Annotated in this window: 14 protein-coding genes; 8 read left to right on the top strand and 6 right to left on the bottom strand. The window is 50.9% G+C overall.

All coding sequences use genetic code 11. The features are described from left to right. Window positions 1-78 precede the first annotated feature (78 nt). The 3 genes from ACXAGQ_RS22735 (at window position 79) to ACXAGQ_RS22725 (ending at window position 3,418) form a co-directional block, all read left to right on the top strand. On the top strand, window positions 79-1,044 hold the full coding sequence (locus tag ACXAGQ_RS22735) for a GlxA family transcriptional regulator (protein ID WP_475256998.1): 966 nt from the start codon (window positions 79-81) through the stop codon (window positions 1,042-1,044). 113 nt (window positions 1,045-1,157) lie between these two features. Continuing rightward, window positions 1,158-2,276, top strand: coding sequence for an alkene reductase (locus tag ACXAGQ_RS22730; RefSeq protein WP_475256997.1), 1,119 nt, complete (start codon window positions 1,158-1,160; stop codon window positions 2,274-2,276). A 20-nt stretch (window positions 2,277-2,296) separates the two neighbouring features. Further along, window positions 2,297-3,418 carry an alkene reductase gene (locus ACXAGQ_RS22725; protein WP_475256995.1) on the top strand — a complete coding sequence of 374 codons (1,122 nt, stop codon included), beginning with the start codon at window positions 2,297-2,299 and terminating at the stop codon, window positions 3,416-3,418. A gap of 157 nt (window positions 3,419-3,575) precedes the next feature. Here ACXAGQ_RS22725 and pdxR read toward each other — a convergent pair whose 3' ends face one another. Then, entirely contained in the window at window positions 3,576-5,033 is a 1,458-nt protein-coding gene (pdxR, locus tag ACXAGQ_RS22720; RefSeq protein ID WP_475256993.1) for a MocR-like pyridoxine biosynthesis transcription factor PdxR, read from the bottom strand. A 96-nt stretch (window positions 5,034-5,129) separates the two neighbouring features. Here pdxR and ACXAGQ_RS22715 point away from each other — a divergent pair, with 96 nt between their 5' ends. Further along, the gene (locus tag ACXAGQ_RS22715; RefSeq protein ID WP_475256991.1) at window positions 5,130-5,792 is read left to right on the top strand and encodes a pyridoxamine 5'-phosphate oxidase family protein; all 663 of its coding nucleotides are present in this window, start codon (window positions 5,130-5,132) and stop codon (window positions 5,790-5,792) included. Between the two features lie 122 nt (window positions 5,793-5,914). Here the strand turns inward: ACXAGQ_RS22715 and ACXAGQ_RS22710 are convergent, their stop codons facing one another. Next, window positions 5,915-6,682, bottom strand: a complete 768-nt coding sequence (locus ACXAGQ_RS22710; protein WP_475256989.1) for a hydratase — start codon at window positions 6,680-6,682, stop codon at window positions 5,915-5,917. Between the two features lie 192 nt (window positions 6,683-6,874). On the opposite strand from ACXAGQ_RS22710, the gene hxpB reads away from it, so the two are divergent. The 3 genes from hxpB to ACXAGQ_RS22695 all read left to right on the top strand — a co-directional run bounded on the left by hxpB (window position 6,875) and on the right by ACXAGQ_RS22695 (window position 9,590). Further along, window positions 6,875-7,555 carry a hexitol phosphatase HxpB gene (gene hxpB, locus ACXAGQ_RS22705; RefSeq protein WP_475256987.1) on the top strand — a complete coding sequence of 227 codons (681 nt, stop codon included), beginning with the start codon at window positions 6,875-6,877 and terminating at the stop codon, window positions 7,553-7,555. Window positions 7,556-7,779: 224 nt separating this feature from the next. Beyond that, window positions 7,780-8,556 carry an SDR family NAD(P)-dependent oxidoreductase gene (locus ACXAGQ_RS22700; RefSeq protein WP_475257436.1) on the top strand — a complete coding sequence of 259 codons (777 nt, stop codon included), beginning with the start codon at window positions 7,780-7,782 and terminating at the stop codon, window positions 8,554-8,556. 35 nt (window positions 8,557-8,591) lie between these two features. Continuing rightward, window positions 8,592-9,590, top strand: coding sequence for an AraC family transcriptional regulator (locus ACXAGQ_RS22695; protein WP_475256985.1), 999 nt, complete (start codon window positions 8,592-8,594; stop codon window positions 9,588-9,590). Between the two features lie 79 nt (window positions 9,591-9,669). On the opposite strand, the gene ACXAGQ_RS22690 is transcribed toward ACXAGQ_RS22695, so the two are convergent. The 3 genes from ACXAGQ_RS22690 to ACXAGQ_RS22680 are packed head-to-tail and all read right to left on the bottom strand — an operon-like array spanning window position 9,670 to window position 13,121. After that, the gene (locus ACXAGQ_RS22690; protein ID WP_475256984.1) at window positions 9,670-10,638 is read right to left on the bottom strand and encodes a PfkB family carbohydrate kinase; all 969 of its coding nucleotides are present in this window, start codon (window positions 10,636-10,638) and stop codon (window positions 9,670-9,672) included. A 9-nt stretch (window positions 10,639-10,647) separates the two neighbouring features. Next, window positions 10,648-12,054: a purine-cytosine permease family protein gene (locus tag ACXAGQ_RS22685; RefSeq protein ID WP_475256983.1), complete on the bottom strand. Its 1,407-nt coding sequence runs from the start codon at window positions 12,052-12,054 to the stop codon at window positions 10,648-10,650. A 41-nt stretch (window positions 12,055-12,095) separates the two neighbouring features. Next, window positions 12,096-13,121, bottom strand: coding sequence for an ADP-ribosylglycohydrolase family protein (locus ACXAGQ_RS22680; protein ID WP_475256982.1), 1,026 nt, complete (start codon window positions 13,119-13,121; stop codon window positions 12,096-12,098). Between the two features lie 168 nt (window positions 13,122-13,289). On the opposite strand from ACXAGQ_RS22680, the gene ACXAGQ_RS22675 reads away from it, so the two are divergent. Next, complete coding sequence (locus ACXAGQ_RS22675) at window positions 13,290-14,027, top strand: GntR family transcriptional regulator (RefSeq protein WP_475256981.1); 738 nt, start codon at window positions 13,290-13,292, stop codon at window positions 14,025-14,027. A gap of 247 nt (window positions 14,028-14,274) precedes the next feature. Here the strand turns inward: ACXAGQ_RS22675 and ACXAGQ_RS22670 are convergent, their stop codons facing one another. Next, a complete protein-coding gene (locus ACXAGQ_RS22670; protein ID WP_475257434.1) occupies window positions 14,275-15,825 on the bottom strand; it encodes a BCCT family transporter in 1,551 nt (516 codons plus the stop codon). Between the last annotated feature and the right edge of the window lie 94 nt (window positions 15,826-15,919).

Here is a 15,919-nt window from a genome sequence, read left to right as displayed (position 1 = left end):
AGTATAGGGATTGATTTGTGTGTTTCTCAGTGTCTAAAATGACATAAAACAGGTTAAAAATGACAAAGAGCATTTCCCATGAATTCTTCTGTTGTTTCTATCGGCATTGTCCAGTATTCCAACAGCCTGCGCTCGGCGGTATACGGCTTGGAGGAGCTATTTGCCATGGCAAATCATGCCAGTAAAGAGCAGGGGATAGATGTAACCTTCAAGGCTGAGGTTATTCCCTTCGATATGCACAGCACGCCTGATAAGGCATATCCAGATAACAAGGCTGCAGGCTATAAGGTTGTGATACTGCCGCCGAGCCAGCTTGGCGATGATTACCTCACGCCTCCCAAAGCGTTAATTGAATGGCTGGGTAAGCAGCACCAACAGGGCAGTATATTGGCCTCGGCCTGCGCCGGGGCATTTATCTTGGCCCGAACCGGATTGCTGGCAGGCAAGCAAGTTACTACCCATTGGGGATTGGCACCGTTGTTCCGGCAACATTTCCCTAGTTTGGATCTAGCGACGGATCCAATCCTTATCAACCAAGGCGATGTCATCACCGCTGGGGGCATGATGTCGTGGCTTGATCTGGGGCTAGAGGTTGTCTCGCAATTGGGTTCGCCGGCATTGATGCGGCTGGTGGGCAAAATGCTGGTGGTCGATACCGGCGCCCGTGAACAGCGCTATTACCAGCAGTTCAGCCCCAGTTACCAGCATGGGGACACGGTTATTGTCGCGCTGCAACACGAGCTAAATAAACGTTACAGCCAGACCCAGAGTATTGCCAGCCTAGCGCGCAGGGCAAACTTGACTGAACGGACTTTGTTGCGGCGTTTTGTCAAAGCGACCGGTTTCAAACCCACCCAATACCTCCAGCGTCTGCGGGTACAGAAAGCGTGCGAACTGCTGGAAACTACCACCGAGCCTTTCGAGTCCATTGCCTACCAAGTTGGGTATGAGGATGCCGGTGCGTGCCGCAAGGTCTTTATCAAGGTGATGGGGCTAAGCCCTGGCGAATTCAGGAAGCGCTTCGTGGCAAATCGCACAGCTTAAATAGGCCGTGTTGATTATTTCATTTTCTACAAAAGTAATTTGTCATTTTTGCTATCAATGAAAAACTGATGACTTGCTAGACTGCCCCCATCCTAATTGAGAGGGCAGCAGTTATGACCAAGTCACTATTCCAGCCGATGACACTCGGCCGCCTTACCCTGAAAAATCGCATTGTCATGCCTCCGATGACACGTTCACGCGCCAGCCAACCGGGCGATGTGGCCAATGATTTGATGGCAACCTACTACGCCCAGCGCGCCAGTGCCGGCTTGATTGTTTCTGAAGGCACCCAGATTTCATCGATGGCCAAAGGCTATGCCTGGACACCGGGTATCTATACCCCGGAGCATATCGCTGGCTGGAAAAAAGTTACCGATGCAGTCCATGCCGAAGGCGGTGCGATCTTCGCCCAGCTATGGCATGTCGGCCGTGTGACCCACCCAGACAATATTGGTGGTGAGCAGCCTATTTCTTCTTCGGCGATCAAGGCTGAAAACGTCAAGGTGTTCATCGACAACGGTACCGATGCACCGGGTTTTGTCGATGTGGTAGAGCCGCGCGAGATGACTGTCGGGGAGATCAAGGACGTTGTTGAGCAGTACCGCCAGGCTGCCCTTAATGCAATACAAGCCGGCTTCGATGGTATCGAGCTGCATGCCGCCAACGGTTACCTGATCAACCAATTTATCGACTCAGAAGCCAATAACCGCACCGATGCCTATGGTGGCAGTCTGGAAAATCGCCTGCGCTTTTTGGATGAAGTGGTTGTCGCCATGGTTGAAGCCATTGGAGCTGACCGTGTGGGTGTTCGCCTTGCGCCTTTGACGACGCTTAACGGCACCGTTGATGCCAACCCGCAAGAGACTTATACCGCTGCGGCAGCGCTGCTTAACAAGCACAACATTGTGTACCTGCACATTGCCGAAGTGGATTGGGATGACGCGCCAGATACGCCTAAGTCATTCAAGCAGGCACTGCGTGAAGCCTACCAAGGCGTACTGATTTACGCCGGCCGCTACGATGGCGACAAAGCCGAGCAAGCCATTGGGGAAGGTTTGGCAGACATGATTGGCTTTGGCCGTCCGTTTGTAGCCAACCCGGATCTGCCTGCTCGGATTGAAAACGGTTACCCACTGGCCGCGCATGATCCAGAGACCCTGTTTGGCGGGGCTGAAAAAGGTTTGATCGATTACCCAACTTATCAGGCTGAAACCAGCCCAGAGTGTGTTTAAGTTTTAGCTGGAGAGAAATAATGCTATTTGAATCATTTGATTACGGTCAGCAGTCGTTCGAAAACCGTATTGCTATGGCCCCTATGACTCGTTCGCGTACCTCGCAGCCGGGCGATGTGCCAAACGACATGATGGCAACCTACTACAAGCAGCGTGCCAATGCCGGTTTGATTATCACCGAAGGTGCGCCAATCTCTGCGGTTGGCCGTGGTTATTCGATGACCCCGGGTATCTATACCCAAGCACATATCGATGGTTGGAAAAAAGTCACTGAGGCAGTGCACAGTGCCGGCAGTAAAGTCTTCATCCAGCTTTGGCACGTAGGCCGCCGCAGCCACGAAACCATCGCCGGTGAGCAACCGGTATCGGCATCAGCGGTAAAAGATCCCGATCAGGTGTTTGGCCCATTGCCAGAAGGCGGCTTTGGTATGGTGGAAACCGGTATGCCACGCGCTTTGAGCGAGCAGGATATCCAGGACACCATTGCTGATTTTGTCCAGGCGGCCAAGAATGCGATGGAAGCCGGTTTTGACGGCGTTGAGATCCACGCTGCCCACGGTTACCTGATTGACCAGTTCATGCGTATGGCAAGCAATCAGCGCACAGACCAGTATGGTGGCAGCCAGGAAAACCGCATGCGCTTTCTGCTGAAAACCGTTGAAGCGGTTGCCAAAGAAATCGGCAGTGACAAAGTGGCTATTCGTGTGTCACCGCACGTGATTGAGGGCTATGCCGAAGAAGATCCAGAGATTATTGAGCTGACGCTTAAAGCATTGGCAAAATTGGCACCGATGAACCTGGCTTATGTCCACTTCTCGGAAAACATTTCACGCTATGTAGAAGTGCCGGAGTCATTCCGCCAGCAAGTGCGGGAAGTGTACCCGAACCCGATCATGGTGGCGGGCAAGTTGACCAAGGAGACAGCCCAGCAACTGCTTGATAAGCAGTATGCCGACTTGGTGGCCTTCGGTACGCCGTATGTCACCAATCCGGATCTGGTTCAGCGCTTCAAAAATGATTGGCCGCTGACCGAGTTCGATGCCGACGCCCGCCTGACCCTTTATGGAGGCAATGATAAGGGTTACATCGACTACCCGGAGTACCAGCAAAGCCAAATCCAAAAACAAGCCCAACCGGCCTAGTTTGTAATTCAGCACATTAATTGTACGTGACATTAACGGAATGGCCCCAACCATGCATTGCCAATGGTTGGGGCCTTTTTTTGTCAGTGGATCTTGTATTATTGGAACAATGATCAAGGCAAAAGATGGATCTTTCCTTGATCATCTTTCCATATGATCATTGATAGAAAATCTGGGCGAGTCGCTTTATCTTGGTATCGATCTCTTCGAGGGCGACGTTACCAAATCCCAGTACCGCACCATGCCAGTCTCTGTTGGCATACTCGTTCTGTTCATAATAATTCAGCGCGCGGATAGTGATACCGATGCCATTGGCGCGCTTGACCCAGGTATTTTCATCAGTACCAGTTTGCCATTTGAGTGTGACATGCAGTCCTGCTGCTTGGCTTATAACTTCAATCTCGCCGTTAAAATGCCGTTCAATCGCCTCGCAGACGTTTTGGTGTTTAGCTTTGTACAAGCGACGCATTTTACGGATATGGCGTAGAAGATCGCCCTCGGAAATAAAATCAGCCAAAGCGGCTTGGGAATGGGCCGGTGAGTCACCGGTCAAGGCATCTTTGATCATCAAGCAGGTGGGAACCAAAGCCTCAGGAACCACCATATAGCCCAGCCTTATACTGTTGAACATGACTTTGCTGAACGAACCGACATATATGATATGGCTGTCATTGCCCATTTTTCCCGCCAAACCTTGCATACTGGTATAAGGCCGATGAGCAAACTGGAATTCGCTGTCGTAGTCATCTTCAATGATCCAGCGTTGCCCCTTTGCTGCCCACTCTATGAGTTGGAGCCGTTCGTCTGTATTGAGTGTTGTTCCCATTGGGTATTGGTTACTCGGTGTAACATACAAGGTTTTGGCATCACTTGTTATCACTTGCTGTATATCTATCCCGGATTGCGCTTTCACTTCCACTGGTTGGTGCTCATAGCCCATCAGCGCGATTATCTTTCGGGCTTGGATATATCCTGGGTGCTCCATTAATACCTTATCTTCTCTTTCCATTGTTGCCATTAAGGCTATGGATAGGGCTTGCTGGGCACCAGCGGTAATGATGATCCTATTTGGGTTGCACAGAACCGAGCGACTGGTGGCAAGGTAGTCTGATAGGGCTGTTCTTAGCGCTTCACATCCTTGAATCAGCTGGTTGCCAAGCAGTGATGGACGTGAAGCATGCCGTTGCAGGAGCTTTTGCCATTTGGTGTAAGGGAAAGTGGCGAGATCTGGTATACCCGGGGCGAATGGGCGGCTGATATCGAAAGGGTTATGGGTAATGCCTACTTCGGTAGGCGGTGGTGTCGTTGAGCCCGTTTCGCTCTGTGCTGAAAGGAAGTGCTCTGGCAACTCAACGGCGACGAAATAGCCTGAGCCCTGTCGGCTTTCGATGTAGCCCTCGGCCAAGAGTTGATCATAAGTGCCTATGATGGTGTTCCTGCTTAAAACCAGTACTTTGGCGAGCTCACGGGTTGAAGGCAATTTGCCTCCTTTGGGCCAAAGGCCAGAAACGATTTTCTCCCGAATAGCGTGAAACAATTTTTCTTGTTTGGTGCCCTTACCGGTACTCAGCACCAAATCACCGGTATCGATTAATGGCATTAGAGGTGACGACATAACTGGATCCATCATTTAGTCAAAACTGGCACTCAATACGCTACCAGTTTGATTTTATATTGCCAATATTGTGAGCACGGCAAGATGAGGACACACATGCTATCGAATACCAAAAGAACAGAATTGAAGAAAAGCGTCAGAAAGGCGGTTTTCGACAGGGAAAAGCTCTATCAAATCATTGATGAAAGCCTGATTGCACATATTGCCATCGTGGAACAAGCCGGGCCGGTTGTTATTCCTATGCTGTCATGGCGGGTTGATGATTGTATTTATATTCATGGCGCCAACAACAGCAGGCTGATGCGAAACCTCAAGAAAGGAGGTCAAACATGCTTAACTTTCACTTTGTTTGATGGCTGGGTATTGGCGCGTTCGGCTTTCCACCACAGTGCCCATTATCGCTCGGCGGTTGTTTTCGGAGCATTCGACCTCGTTAGTGACAGCAATGACAAAGATATTTTGCTAAATCATTTCATCGAACAAATAGCGCCGGGTAGGACGGATGAGGTACGTTTGAGCAGTGACAAAGAGTTAGCGGCAACCATGGTGCTTCGTCTTCCTTTGACTGAAGCATCGGTCAAAATCAGTAATGGTGGAGTCAATGATGATGAAGCCGATCTCGACATTCCTGTTTGGGCCGGTTTCGTCCCGTACAAAACTCAGATTGGTCCCCTGGTCGCTGATCCATCCCTTGAGGAATGCATTGCTACACCCGATTACAGTTCGGCATATGGTCGCCGTTGGATGAAAGGCTGCTAGGCGATCCCAAAACAAGAGGCTAAATAGAATAGACAGCAGGAGATAGGCTCTCCTGCTGACATCAATCCGAAGTAAGGAGCCGAGAAGTCCTTTCCTAGACGGTGATTTCTTTTAGTGAGTAGTTACTTCTTCTCGACGAAGGTCACTTGGTATTCGCCAATACCGTCATACTTGATGGTGGTTGGCTTATCGAAGTCTACTTCGACGATACCACAGTACGAACCGGTAATGATGGCTTCGCCCGCAGAGAAGTGCATGCCACGGCGGGTCATGTAGTTGATCAGCCAGTATACTGGGTTCTGCGGCATCGTATTCGGGTGCTCGCCAGCGAAAGTCTGTACTTGCTCGCCTTGGCTTACCGTGATGTCAATTTTTGCCGCCGCGAAGGCTTTCTCACGATCGATTTCTGGACCGATGAACATACCTTGGTTGACCAGGCAGTCTGCCAGTTTTTCAAAAAATTCTGCACCGCTGTCATCGGCAAAGCGTGCCTGCATCAGTTCCAGTGCCATGTGGCATGGGCCAATTGCGTCGTTGATTTGCTCTTCGCTGTAACCTTCAGGGTTCGCTGGTAGAGCCTTGTTCAGGATAAAGGCAATTTCAGGCTCAATACGTACTGCGTTGTTGTCGGCAAACAGTGAACAGCTCTCACTTTTCTGAATAGTACCGGCAAAAATAGGTGCCACTACAAACTTGTCATCAGACAACGGTAGTAAGCACTTCCAACCGCCAACTTTGTCACTGTGTTGGTCAATCATTGATGATTGAATTTCCAGGGCATCGTCGACATTCGCCGGACGTTGCTGCTCATCCAGACGTGGGGCTTTGGTGCCAGCGACGCGGCGGTTAAGCAGTTCTGTGGCTGCTTGTTCAAAATTATTAATAGTCATATTGTATTACCTTTGGGCTTGTCCCTAAATCATATCGAGATTTGCCGTAGCTGGGTAGTGAAATCATCAGTTAGCGGCTGAGACCAAATGATTTACCTTGCTCAAAAGGGGGAAAGCATTAGGTATGAACTCTTCTCTTTATCGGTATCTGATCCCGATCTAGGATGCTGGGACCAATGATTGAAGCAGGTAATGATGATGCAAAAAGATGCCGTAATCTTTGATATGGATGGGGTATTAATCGACTCCGAGCCTTATTGGCGCCAGGCACAAGTGGAAGTACTTGCGAGCCACGGTATGGCGGCCACGTTTGATGATTGCATTCGCCTGACTATGGGTCGCCGATTGGATGATATTGCCAAGACTTGGTGTCAGCACTTTGGCCTGCAGATAGCATCGGAAGAACTGCAGCTAAGCATCATGCAAGCCGTTGTCGCACTTATCCGTCAACATGGAGAGCCTAAATTAGGGGTTGTATCCTTGCTACAAACCCTGCAGAGCGCCGGGGTGAAAATTGCGTTAGCAACCTCTTCAAGCATGCCGATCATTGATGCGGTGCTTGATAGTCTGAATATCCGACAGTTTTTTTCCTTAGTCTGCAGTGCAGACAATGAAGAATACGGCAAGCCCCATCCATCCGTGTATCTGACAGCAGCTCAAAAATTGGATGTTGCTGCTAACCAGTGTGTGGTGATTGAAGACAGCGTGACCGGCATGGTTGCTGGCTTAGCGGCAGGTATGACGACGTTTGCTGTACCGGACAGTATTGATGATCCTCGTTTTGCCGTGGCGAGTGGTAGATTCTCTTCATTAGAGGATCTCGAGCAGCACTTGAAAAAAACGGGTGAGGTGAAGGGAGTGATGGTTCGCTAACCTTCAACTTGACAGCCAATTCATTGATTAAATTGGTATTGTTTTAGCTGGTGGCGATTTGGCGCTATCGGCTAACACCATGGCGCGATCGGACAGTGTGGTTTGCCCACCATTCACTACTATATCCCTAACGAACGCATTCATTGCTCATTAGGGAGTCCAATATGTCAGAGTCAAACACTGTAGCAAGCACTGCATCAATTACAGCCAACCAACCTGCCACCATGTCCAATGTTGCTCTGATCACCGGCGCATCAGGTGGGATCGGTGAAGAGTTCGCCCGCATCCATGCGGCCAAAGGCGGCGATTTGGTGTTGGTGGCCCGCAGCGTGGATAAGCTGGAAGCCCTGCAGCAGCAACTGCAGTCGCAGTTTGGTGTTCAGGTCATCGTGATTGCCAAAGATCTTGCTTCAGCCAATGCCGCCCAAGAAGTCTTTGAACAAACCGAGACGCAGGGGATTGTGGTCGATGTGCTGATCAACAACGCCGGTTTCGGCGGCCACGGCAAATTTCATGAGCGTGATCTGGCTGCCGATCAGGCGATGATGCAACTCAACATGGTTGCCCTGACCAATTTGACCCACTATTACCTGCAGGGAATGGTGGCCCGAAACCGCGGTAAGATCCTCAATGTTTCTTCGACCGCGTCCTTTATGCCGGGGCCGCTTCAAGCTGTTTATTACGCGACCAAAGCTTATGTGACCTCTTTTTCGCAAGCGGTTGCCGAGGAAGTGGCGGATAAGAACATCACGGTAACGGCACTTTGCCCGGGCGCGGTAGCGACGGGATTTGTGGCGGCGGGCGATCTCGACGGGGTCGATATCTGGAAAAAAGCCAAGTCGGCTAAATCGGTAGCCGAGTGCGGCTATAAGGCGATGGAAAAAGGCGAGTTGGTGGCATTTAACGAGCGCCAGCTAGGTTTTGTGCTTAATTGGATTATTCCATTGCTACCTCGCAAAATGGTACTGAAAGTATCCCGTCAGGCAATGGAAAAACAATAAGATAACAACATGATAGGTATGGTGGGAGGCAAGCTATGAAGCTGGCATCGAAATTTCAGGTTCATCCGGGGTGGCGGGTATGGCTGGAGGATATGGCGATTGACGCCGCCGCGCTGCTGCGAGTCGCCAACCTGCCCAAAGATTTGCTCAGTCGTGATGATACTTACATGAGCAAAGAGGAGTATTTCCGGTTCTTCTGGGCATTGGATGAAACCGCCGGTGAGCTGGATATCGCCCTGCTGATGGCTGATGTGTTTGCGGTGGAGAGCTTTAATCCGCCGCTGTTTGCTAGCCTGTGCAGCCCGAATTTCAATGTGGCCCTCGAGCGTATCCAGCGCTTCAAACCCCTGATTGCACCGATGCGGCTCGAGTTGGATATCTCTGGTGAATGCACGACGGTCCGCATCTGTCCTGAATCTGCCGGGGAGTCTCTACCTCGTTCTATGGTAATGATTGAGTTAGTGTTTTTTACCCAGTTAGTGCGAACGGCTACCCGCAAGCACATCGAGCCGATGGAGGTGAAAAGCCCAATATTGCCCTCGAACCCTGAACGCTATACCGCCTATTTCGGCACCCGGGTCGAGCAAGGTGAGGCGGTTGAACTCGTTTTCAAGGCACAAGATGCCAAGGCCCCGTTCCTGACGGAAAATGCGGGGATGTGGCAGTTCTTCGAACCTGAATTGCAAAAGCGACTTTCCAAGCTGAGTGCTGAGGCGAGTACCGCCGAGCGGGTGAAGAGTGCGTTGCTGGAACTTATCCCAAGTGGTTTGGTGTCGGTCGACAATGTAGCGTCCGAATTGGCGATGAGCAAACGCACCTTGCAACGAAAGTTGACGGCTGAAGGAGAGAGCTACCAGAATATCTTGAGCGGCACCCGAAAGGAGCTCGCGCAGTTTTACCTCGTTAAATCACAGACCAGCTTGGCAGAGATTTCTTACTTGCTGGGCTTTCAGGAAACGACCTCTTTCTATCGGGCATTTGCCAGTTGGACCGGGAAAACGCCGGAGGCATATCGTGAGCATGCTAGGGGCTAGCAAAAGTACCAAAAAATAAGCCAGCAATTATTGCTGGCTTAAGCCTTGTTGGTTAATCGCTTGTTGGGTGTTCGCTTACCTATTGGCTATCTGCGTTTTTGCTGGTTTGGAAAGCGGTAAGCTCCTGCCGGTTGGGAGCGCCATCGGAGCCTGGTTTGCTGACCACAATGGCAGCGACCATGTTGCCAAGTTGGGTTGCACTGCTCAGTGTTAAGCCCGTGGCGAGGCCGGCAATGACCCCGGCACAATGGCTGTCACCAGCGGCAATCGTATCGGCAACATCAACCTGATAAGCCGGTATGTAAACTGGGTCTAATTCCGGTTCACAGACATGCGCCCCTTCTTTGTCAAAACGGCAAATCACGGCAAGGTTATGGCGTTTGGCAAAAGATTGTGCGTTGTTGACAGTGTCATCCGTTGAAGCTTGTGCACCTTGTAACAAGGCCAATTCATCACGGTTAAGTGTCAGTTTTGGACGCTTGGCCAATAGCTTTTCGACAAATGCCGGTTCAATATCAGCCAACCTCGGTCCAAAGTCGACAAACAATGTTTTATCGTCACTTAAGCCCAGTAGCCATTGGCGCAGGGGCTCGCTCTGAGGGCTGACAAGTTCATACCCGGAGACGTAGACGATAGCATTCTCTGGCGTCGGGATTTGGGCGAGCAATGCCTCATTCCAGAATTGCTCGCAGCCGTCCACGGTAATAAAGGTCCTTTCCTTGTTGGGTTCGACCATGGCGATACACCACCCATTGTCATGGGTAAGGTGGCGCAGCATGACTGGCAGGCCCTCTTTGTCCATTTCGGTTTCGACCAACTGTCCCCATGAACCATTGCCTACCGGGATCGCATTGATTGGCGGCAGTGCCAACCGACTCAAGGCTCTGGCGACATTAAAGGCACAGCCACCAATTTGCCTATCTTGCTCTTGGGCGACAACATCACCGCCGCTACTTGGTAGGCTATCAAGGCCAAGCATAACGTCGCCGAAGGCAGCGCCGACCACGATGACCGGACGCTGTTGCGAAAGTGCTTGAATATCAATCATAGCGGTACCCTACGCTTTCTTCTTGAGGGTAAGGCGATACAACACCATGCTGACCAAGAAGGAGACGAATAAGCCAAGGCTGGAGTCGGCAAAAATACCGACTGCCAACGGGCCGTCGATGAAACCGGTATTGGACACCATCAAACCGGACAGTGAGCCCACCACCCAACATGCTAGGGTTGGTTTATTGGTGCCGGTATCGTCGAACAATTCTTCGTCGCTGTAGCCGCAGTGGCGGTGCTTGGTGAAGAAGTCTGTCATGAAGATTGCTGCCCAAGCGGCCAGGAATACACCACAGAAGACCAAGAAGGAAATAAACGGCCCCAAGAAGTCACCGGAAACAAACAATACGTACAGGGCGACACCAAGGACCAGAACCGCATCCAGCGCAACGGCTGTACGCTGCTTGAGCTTGATCCCCATGCTTAACAGGTTAAGACTTGCAGAGTAAAGGCTCAGAACTGCAATGGTAACAATGCCGGCAACAGCAGCGGCCAGGTAAGGGACCGCCATCCATGATGGCAGTAAACGGCCAATGGCTGAGATTGGGTTTTCGTGTGAAGCCAGATCTGGAATTTGGGCTGTCAGCAAGATCCCTGTCAGCATTAGCATGATGAGCGGAAGTGCAGCACCGCCAACCACGCAGTTGAAAATACCACGATGGCTTGATGAAGGGCTTTGGTCACGGCTGTAGTCTGCGCCGGCGATAGCCCAACTGATCCCCGTACCTGCAGCGATGATAGAGACAGCAGGCAGGAAGCCGGTGATCCAACTACCGGAAGGCAGGGTCATGATGGTTTCCCAATCTGCTGTTGCCATCAGGTAAAGGACCACAAACAAGGTCATTGCTCCGAAAGTACGGGTGATCCACTTCTGCATCATCAACACCGTGTTCTGCCCTAACATGCTTACCAGCACTGTCAGTCCACCAAAAAGGATCAAAGAAATAACGGTTGTCATCGTGGTTTCGGCAAAGCCCAGGGCAGCAAACAGGGCAACCAGAGTTAGGGTACCGGTAATAATGTTGACTGCTTCCCAGCCCATGAGGTTGATCCAGCAAAATGCGGTGGGTGCAATGTTCCCCTTTTTGCCAAAGCTAGAGCGAGATAGGGTCAGGGTGGTGGTGCGGCCAATTTTACCCGCAATGCTGGACATCCCGACCAGTGCAAATGAGGCCACACCGACAATAGCTGCCAACAGTGACTGGAAAAATGACAGGCCGAAAGACACGATAATCGCGCCATATACCACGCCTAGGATACCAATATTGGCGGCACACCAGACAAAGAACAGCTCCGCTGGCTTCTTGGTCTGCTGGCTGGCAGGCACTTTGGCGATGCCAAGCTCTTCGATACTGGCATCTTGGCTGGGGGCGTGGCTCGGGGCTTGCCCGGTTAGTACATCTTTGTTACTCATGCTGCAGTCCTTAGTGAGAAGTCTTGATGGTTCCAATTGGTTTATTGACCGTGGCGGAAAGAGGCCAGGGTTTTGGCATATGGCGCAAAGTCAATCTGGTTAGCACTGTTGATCAATGCGATATGCTGTGGGGCGAAGGCTTCGATACCATTGAGCGCGCCGCAAATGGCTGTCGCCATGGCGCCGATAGTGTCGGTGTCACCGCCTAAGTTAGCCGCCAGCTCGGCACAGCGCATTGGCTCTGTACCTGCCAGCTCGACAAGGGCGATGGCGCTGGGGATCGACTCGATGATATCCATTCCCGCCCCAACCATTTCGTAAAGATCGTTGAGGGCTTGTTTGGGTTCATGTTGGCTTTCAACTACATAGAGAGCGTATTTAATTCGCTTTCCAAGAAGTGGACTGAAAGTGGACTCATATTGGCGCTGGGTGTTATTGGCAAGGCTAATGATCTCATCTTTGATTTGGTGCCATGGCGCCCCTTCTATCGCCCGACTGATCGCCCAACCCACGACAGCTGCGCCGGCAATGGCAATATCGGATTTGTGGGTGGGTAGGCACGATAGCCGGATACCTTCGATAAACGCTTGTTTGTCATGGGTTGGCAGCAGGCAACCGACCGGGGAGACACGCATGGCTGAGCCATTGGTTACGCCGTTGGCTTCAATCTCTTCAACGGAATGGCCTTGATCGATCGCGGTAAGCGCTGCTTTTGACGTTGGTCCAAGGATGTTTTTTTCAAAGGCATTGATTCTCTTCGCCCATACCATGATGTGCTTGGCAATCAGCAGTGGCTCCAGTTTGCCGTCGGCCTCGATAACAGCGTCCATCAGCGCGACGCACTGGCTGGTATCATCGGTAAACTCACCGGCGCTGAACTCATTGGCGGCAATGTTTTCTTCAGGGCCCGGCAGGAAGTCATCAATCCAGCCAAAGTAGTCGGTAACCTTATTCTTGGTCCACAGCTCAGACGGCATGCCCATTGCGTCGCCGATTGCCTGGCCGTAAAGGCAGCCTAGAATGCGATTTTCAATCGATGCCATTGGTAGTTGACCTGTATGGCTCATGGTGTTTTCTCCGGAGTATCACGGTAATGAATAGACTTTGGATAGCATGATAAGTCCACTTTAAGTCCAGTTGAATTCCTTTTGGTCGCCAATGTGATTTAGACCTCACACTTTGGTACTATCCTAATGATTTTAGTTATGTCAGCATTTTGATTTAGGCGGTATGGATTGGAACAGCAACTTCTTACGCAGATGAAAGAGGCATTGGATGCCAGTGTCTCAACCCCTTTGTACCTGCAGCTTCAACAGGCCATTGAAAAAGCGATAGCAGATAAATTGCTTACCCATGGCACTGCATTGCCTTCTGAGCGTAAGATGTCCCTGGCGCTTGGGGTATCCCGGGTGACTGTCGTTAAGGCCTTGGCTTTGCTGCATGAGCAGGGTGTGGTCGTGAAAAAGCACGGTAAAGGGACTTTGGTGAATTTACCGGTCCATTACAACCTGTCCGGCGGAGGCTTCTCATCCCAGCTTCAGCGTAAAGGCGAGGTATCCAACCGTTGGTTGACCAGAGAGTTGGTGGCAGCGCCATCGTCCATCGCCAGCGAATTAGACCTTGCTGAAGGGGCTATGATTTCGAAGATCAAGCGGGTCCGGTTGGTGGACGGGATGCCGGTCTCTATCGAAACCATGTATATCCCGGAGCGTTTCTTGCCCCGGCCTGATTTACTCGAGGGCTCATTGTATGCCCATTGGCGTGACCAAGGGATCAAGCCCTACGATCAGGATTACTCGCTGAGTATTTATACCCCAAGCCCCGAAGAAGCACGGATGCTGGAGATCCCGCCGGGTTCCCCGCTGATGAAAATTGTCCTCAAAAGCCAGGATAGCAAGGGCCGGGTGCTGGAATATGGCTCGGCCATCTGCCGCAGCGATTTCTATAACTTTGAATTCAAAGTCAGGGCTTAGCCTTAGTCCATATATTGCTTGGCATACTCGCTGAACCAATCTATGAACTGGCCTATCGTCCTGTCATTTTCTAGCTGGGTCGGGTGGGTAGTACAGGGTTAGCTCTTGGCGGCGTTGAACTCAGGTATAGAAGCTAAGTCTTAGGTTGGCGCTTTGCAATAGCTTCGAGCAATGAGTGGGAGCCCTGTGGGGCGTCCCCCCACAGGTTGAAGAAAAGGTCGCCAGCTCATGCTGGTAACCTCAATACTTATCTTCCGTGGCTGACTTTGGGTCTTGAGGATGGCGATAGCCATCCCACATAGCTCTGGTAGAGCCATACCAGCAGGGCCGCATTCATTGTGATTACGACAAATAATGCAGGGAGTCCCCCTAGGTTGGACATCATTTTTATACCGTCGATGCCTGAGAAGGCTGTCATGAACCAAGCAACGAGGGCAATGATCGCTCCCCACAGGATTTTCAGCCGTGATTTAATCGCGATAGCGTCGTTTTGATCTGTGTGGTTGGATTCAATGCATAGCGAGGAAATGGCTTCAGTATTTGAATCAGCGGCGGTCACATAGGCCAGGAAAGCGATAAAGATGAACAACCCGGTAATGATCATTGGTGCCGGTAACTGCTCTAGCAAACCGTAAACGACAGCTCCAGGCCCGTTGTCATTGAGTAGGGCATAGAAAGCACCGTTGCTGCTGAGGTCTAACTCAAGAATCATACCTGAGAAAATAGCCATCCAGATCAAAGAGAAAGAAGCTGGAATAATCAGGTTGACGACCAAGAAAGCCCTCACCGTATGACCCCGTGCGATTTTACCAAGGAATAAAGCCACGATAGGGGACCAGCCAAGCCAGTTTGCCCAGTAGAATACAGTCCAGCTCTTGGCCCAGTCATCACCTTCGGCTAATTGCAGCGAGAAGCTGCGGGGGACGAACTCGGCGAAATAATGCATCAGGGCCTGCCAGCCGTTGGTAATGATTTCGTGGGTTGGACCAAACAGAAATGCAGTAACGGCGATGGTCGCGAAGATGCAGGTGTTGATAGAGGACAACCGTGCAATCCCTTTGTGTAATCCAGACACAGAGGAGGCGACAAAACAGATCACAATCATTGCAATGACCAGCCCGAGTAAGAAAGTGCCATTGCTAAAACCGGTCACTTTGGCAATACCGCTGGACAAGACGAGAGCGCCTGTTCCCAGTGAGGAAGCCATTCCTGCGACGAGGGCAAACATTGAAATGGAGTCCACGGCCCCTCCCACCGTCTTAGAATACTGTTTTCCCAATACGGGCTGCAGTGCTGCGCTTATCGAAAAACGGCTGCTTAGGTTATAAAAGGCTAGTGCAAAAGAGAGTGCTGGAACGGCATAGATAGCAAAGGGCGTAAACGACCAGTGCATGAACATGGTTGAGAGTGCAAACTCTGCTGCTTGCGAAGTGGCCGGGGTCAACCCCAATGACTGGGGAGGTGAATATAAGTGGTACAGGGGTTCGGCGGTAGCCCAAAACAGCATACCTGCAGCTGTCGTTGTGCAGATGGTGATAGAGCCCCAGCGCCACTTGCTCAGCATCGGTTTTGCATCCTTTCCACCAATTGTCATCCCTCCAAGTGGCGAGAAAAAAACGGCAATACAGGTTATTACCATGGCAAAAGCGCCAGCAGAGAATAACCAATCAAAAGTATTTAAAATCCAATTGTTTAATTGGGTAGTCAGCCTTAAAAATGCAGGGAAATTAAACAAACTTGCCAATACGGCGAAGATCAAAACAATCAGTGGAGGAAGAAATATCTTATATCTTAACATGTTGTTCATGTGTTAATCCGCAACTCTCGGGTAACCAATCAGTCTTAACTCACTTTTTATTTCAGGTGTAAATATTGTCAGCCATTCAACCCAT

It is taken from the genome of Photobacterium sp. ABD4_091 (assembly GCF_056160145.1).
This window is presented reverse-complemented; position numbering and strand designations above follow the sequence as displayed.

What these genes read in the sequence shown, in the direction of transcription:
- ACXAGQ_RS22715 (WP_475256991.1), top strand. Translation starts at nt 5,130, where the DNA reads ATGCTATCGAATACCAAAAGAACAGAATTGAAGAAAAGCGTCAGAAAG.
- pdxR (WP_475256993.1), bottom strand. Translation starts at nt 5,033, where the DNA reads ATGTCGTCACCTCTAATGCCATTAATCGATACCGGTGATTTGGTGCTG.
- ACXAGQ_RS22725 (WP_475256995.1), top strand. Translation starts at nt 2,297, where the DNA reads ATGCTATTTGAATCATTTGATTACGGTCAGCAGTCGTTCGAAAACCGT.
- ACXAGQ_RS22685 (WP_475256983.1), bottom strand. Translation starts at nt 12,054, where the DNA reads ATGAGTAACAAAGATGTACTAACCGGGCAAGCCCCGAGCCACGCCCCC.
- ACXAGQ_RS22695 (WP_475256985.1), top strand. Translation starts at nt 8,592, where the DNA reads ATGAAGCTGGCATCGAAATTTCAGGTTCATCCGGGGTGGCGGGTATGG.
- ACXAGQ_RS22710 (WP_475256989.1), bottom strand. Translation starts at nt 6,682, where the DNA reads ATGACTATTAATAATTTTGAACAAGCAGCCACAGAACTGCTTAACCGC.
- ACXAGQ_RS22735 (WP_475256998.1), top strand. Translation starts at nt 79, where the DNA reads ATGAATTCTTCTGTTGTTTCTATCGGCATTGTCCAGTATTCCAACAGC.
- ACXAGQ_RS22700 (WP_475257436.1), top strand. Translation starts at nt 7,780, where the DNA reads ATGTCCAATGTTGCTCTGATCACCGGCGCATCAGGTGGGATCGGTGAA.
- ACXAGQ_RS22670 (WP_475257434.1), bottom strand. Translation starts at nt 15,825, where the DNA reads ATGTTAAGATATAAGATATTTCTTCCTCCACTGATTGTTTTGATCTTC.
- hxpB (WP_475256987.1), top strand. Translation starts at nt 6,875, where the DNA reads ATGATGATGCAAAAAGATGCCGTAATCTTTGATATGGATGGGGTATTA.
- ACXAGQ_RS22680 (WP_475256982.1), bottom strand. Translation starts at nt 13,121, where the DNA reads ATGAGCCATACAGGTCAACTACCAATGGCATCGATTGAAAATCGCATT.
- ACXAGQ_RS22690 (WP_475256984.1), bottom strand. Translation starts at nt 10,638, where the DNA reads ATGATTGATATTCAAGCACTTTCGCAACAGCGTCCGGTCATCGTGGTC.
- ACXAGQ_RS22730 (WP_475256997.1), top strand. Translation starts at nt 1,158, where the DNA reads ATGACCAAGTCACTATTCCAGCCGATGACACTCGGCCGCCTTACCCTG.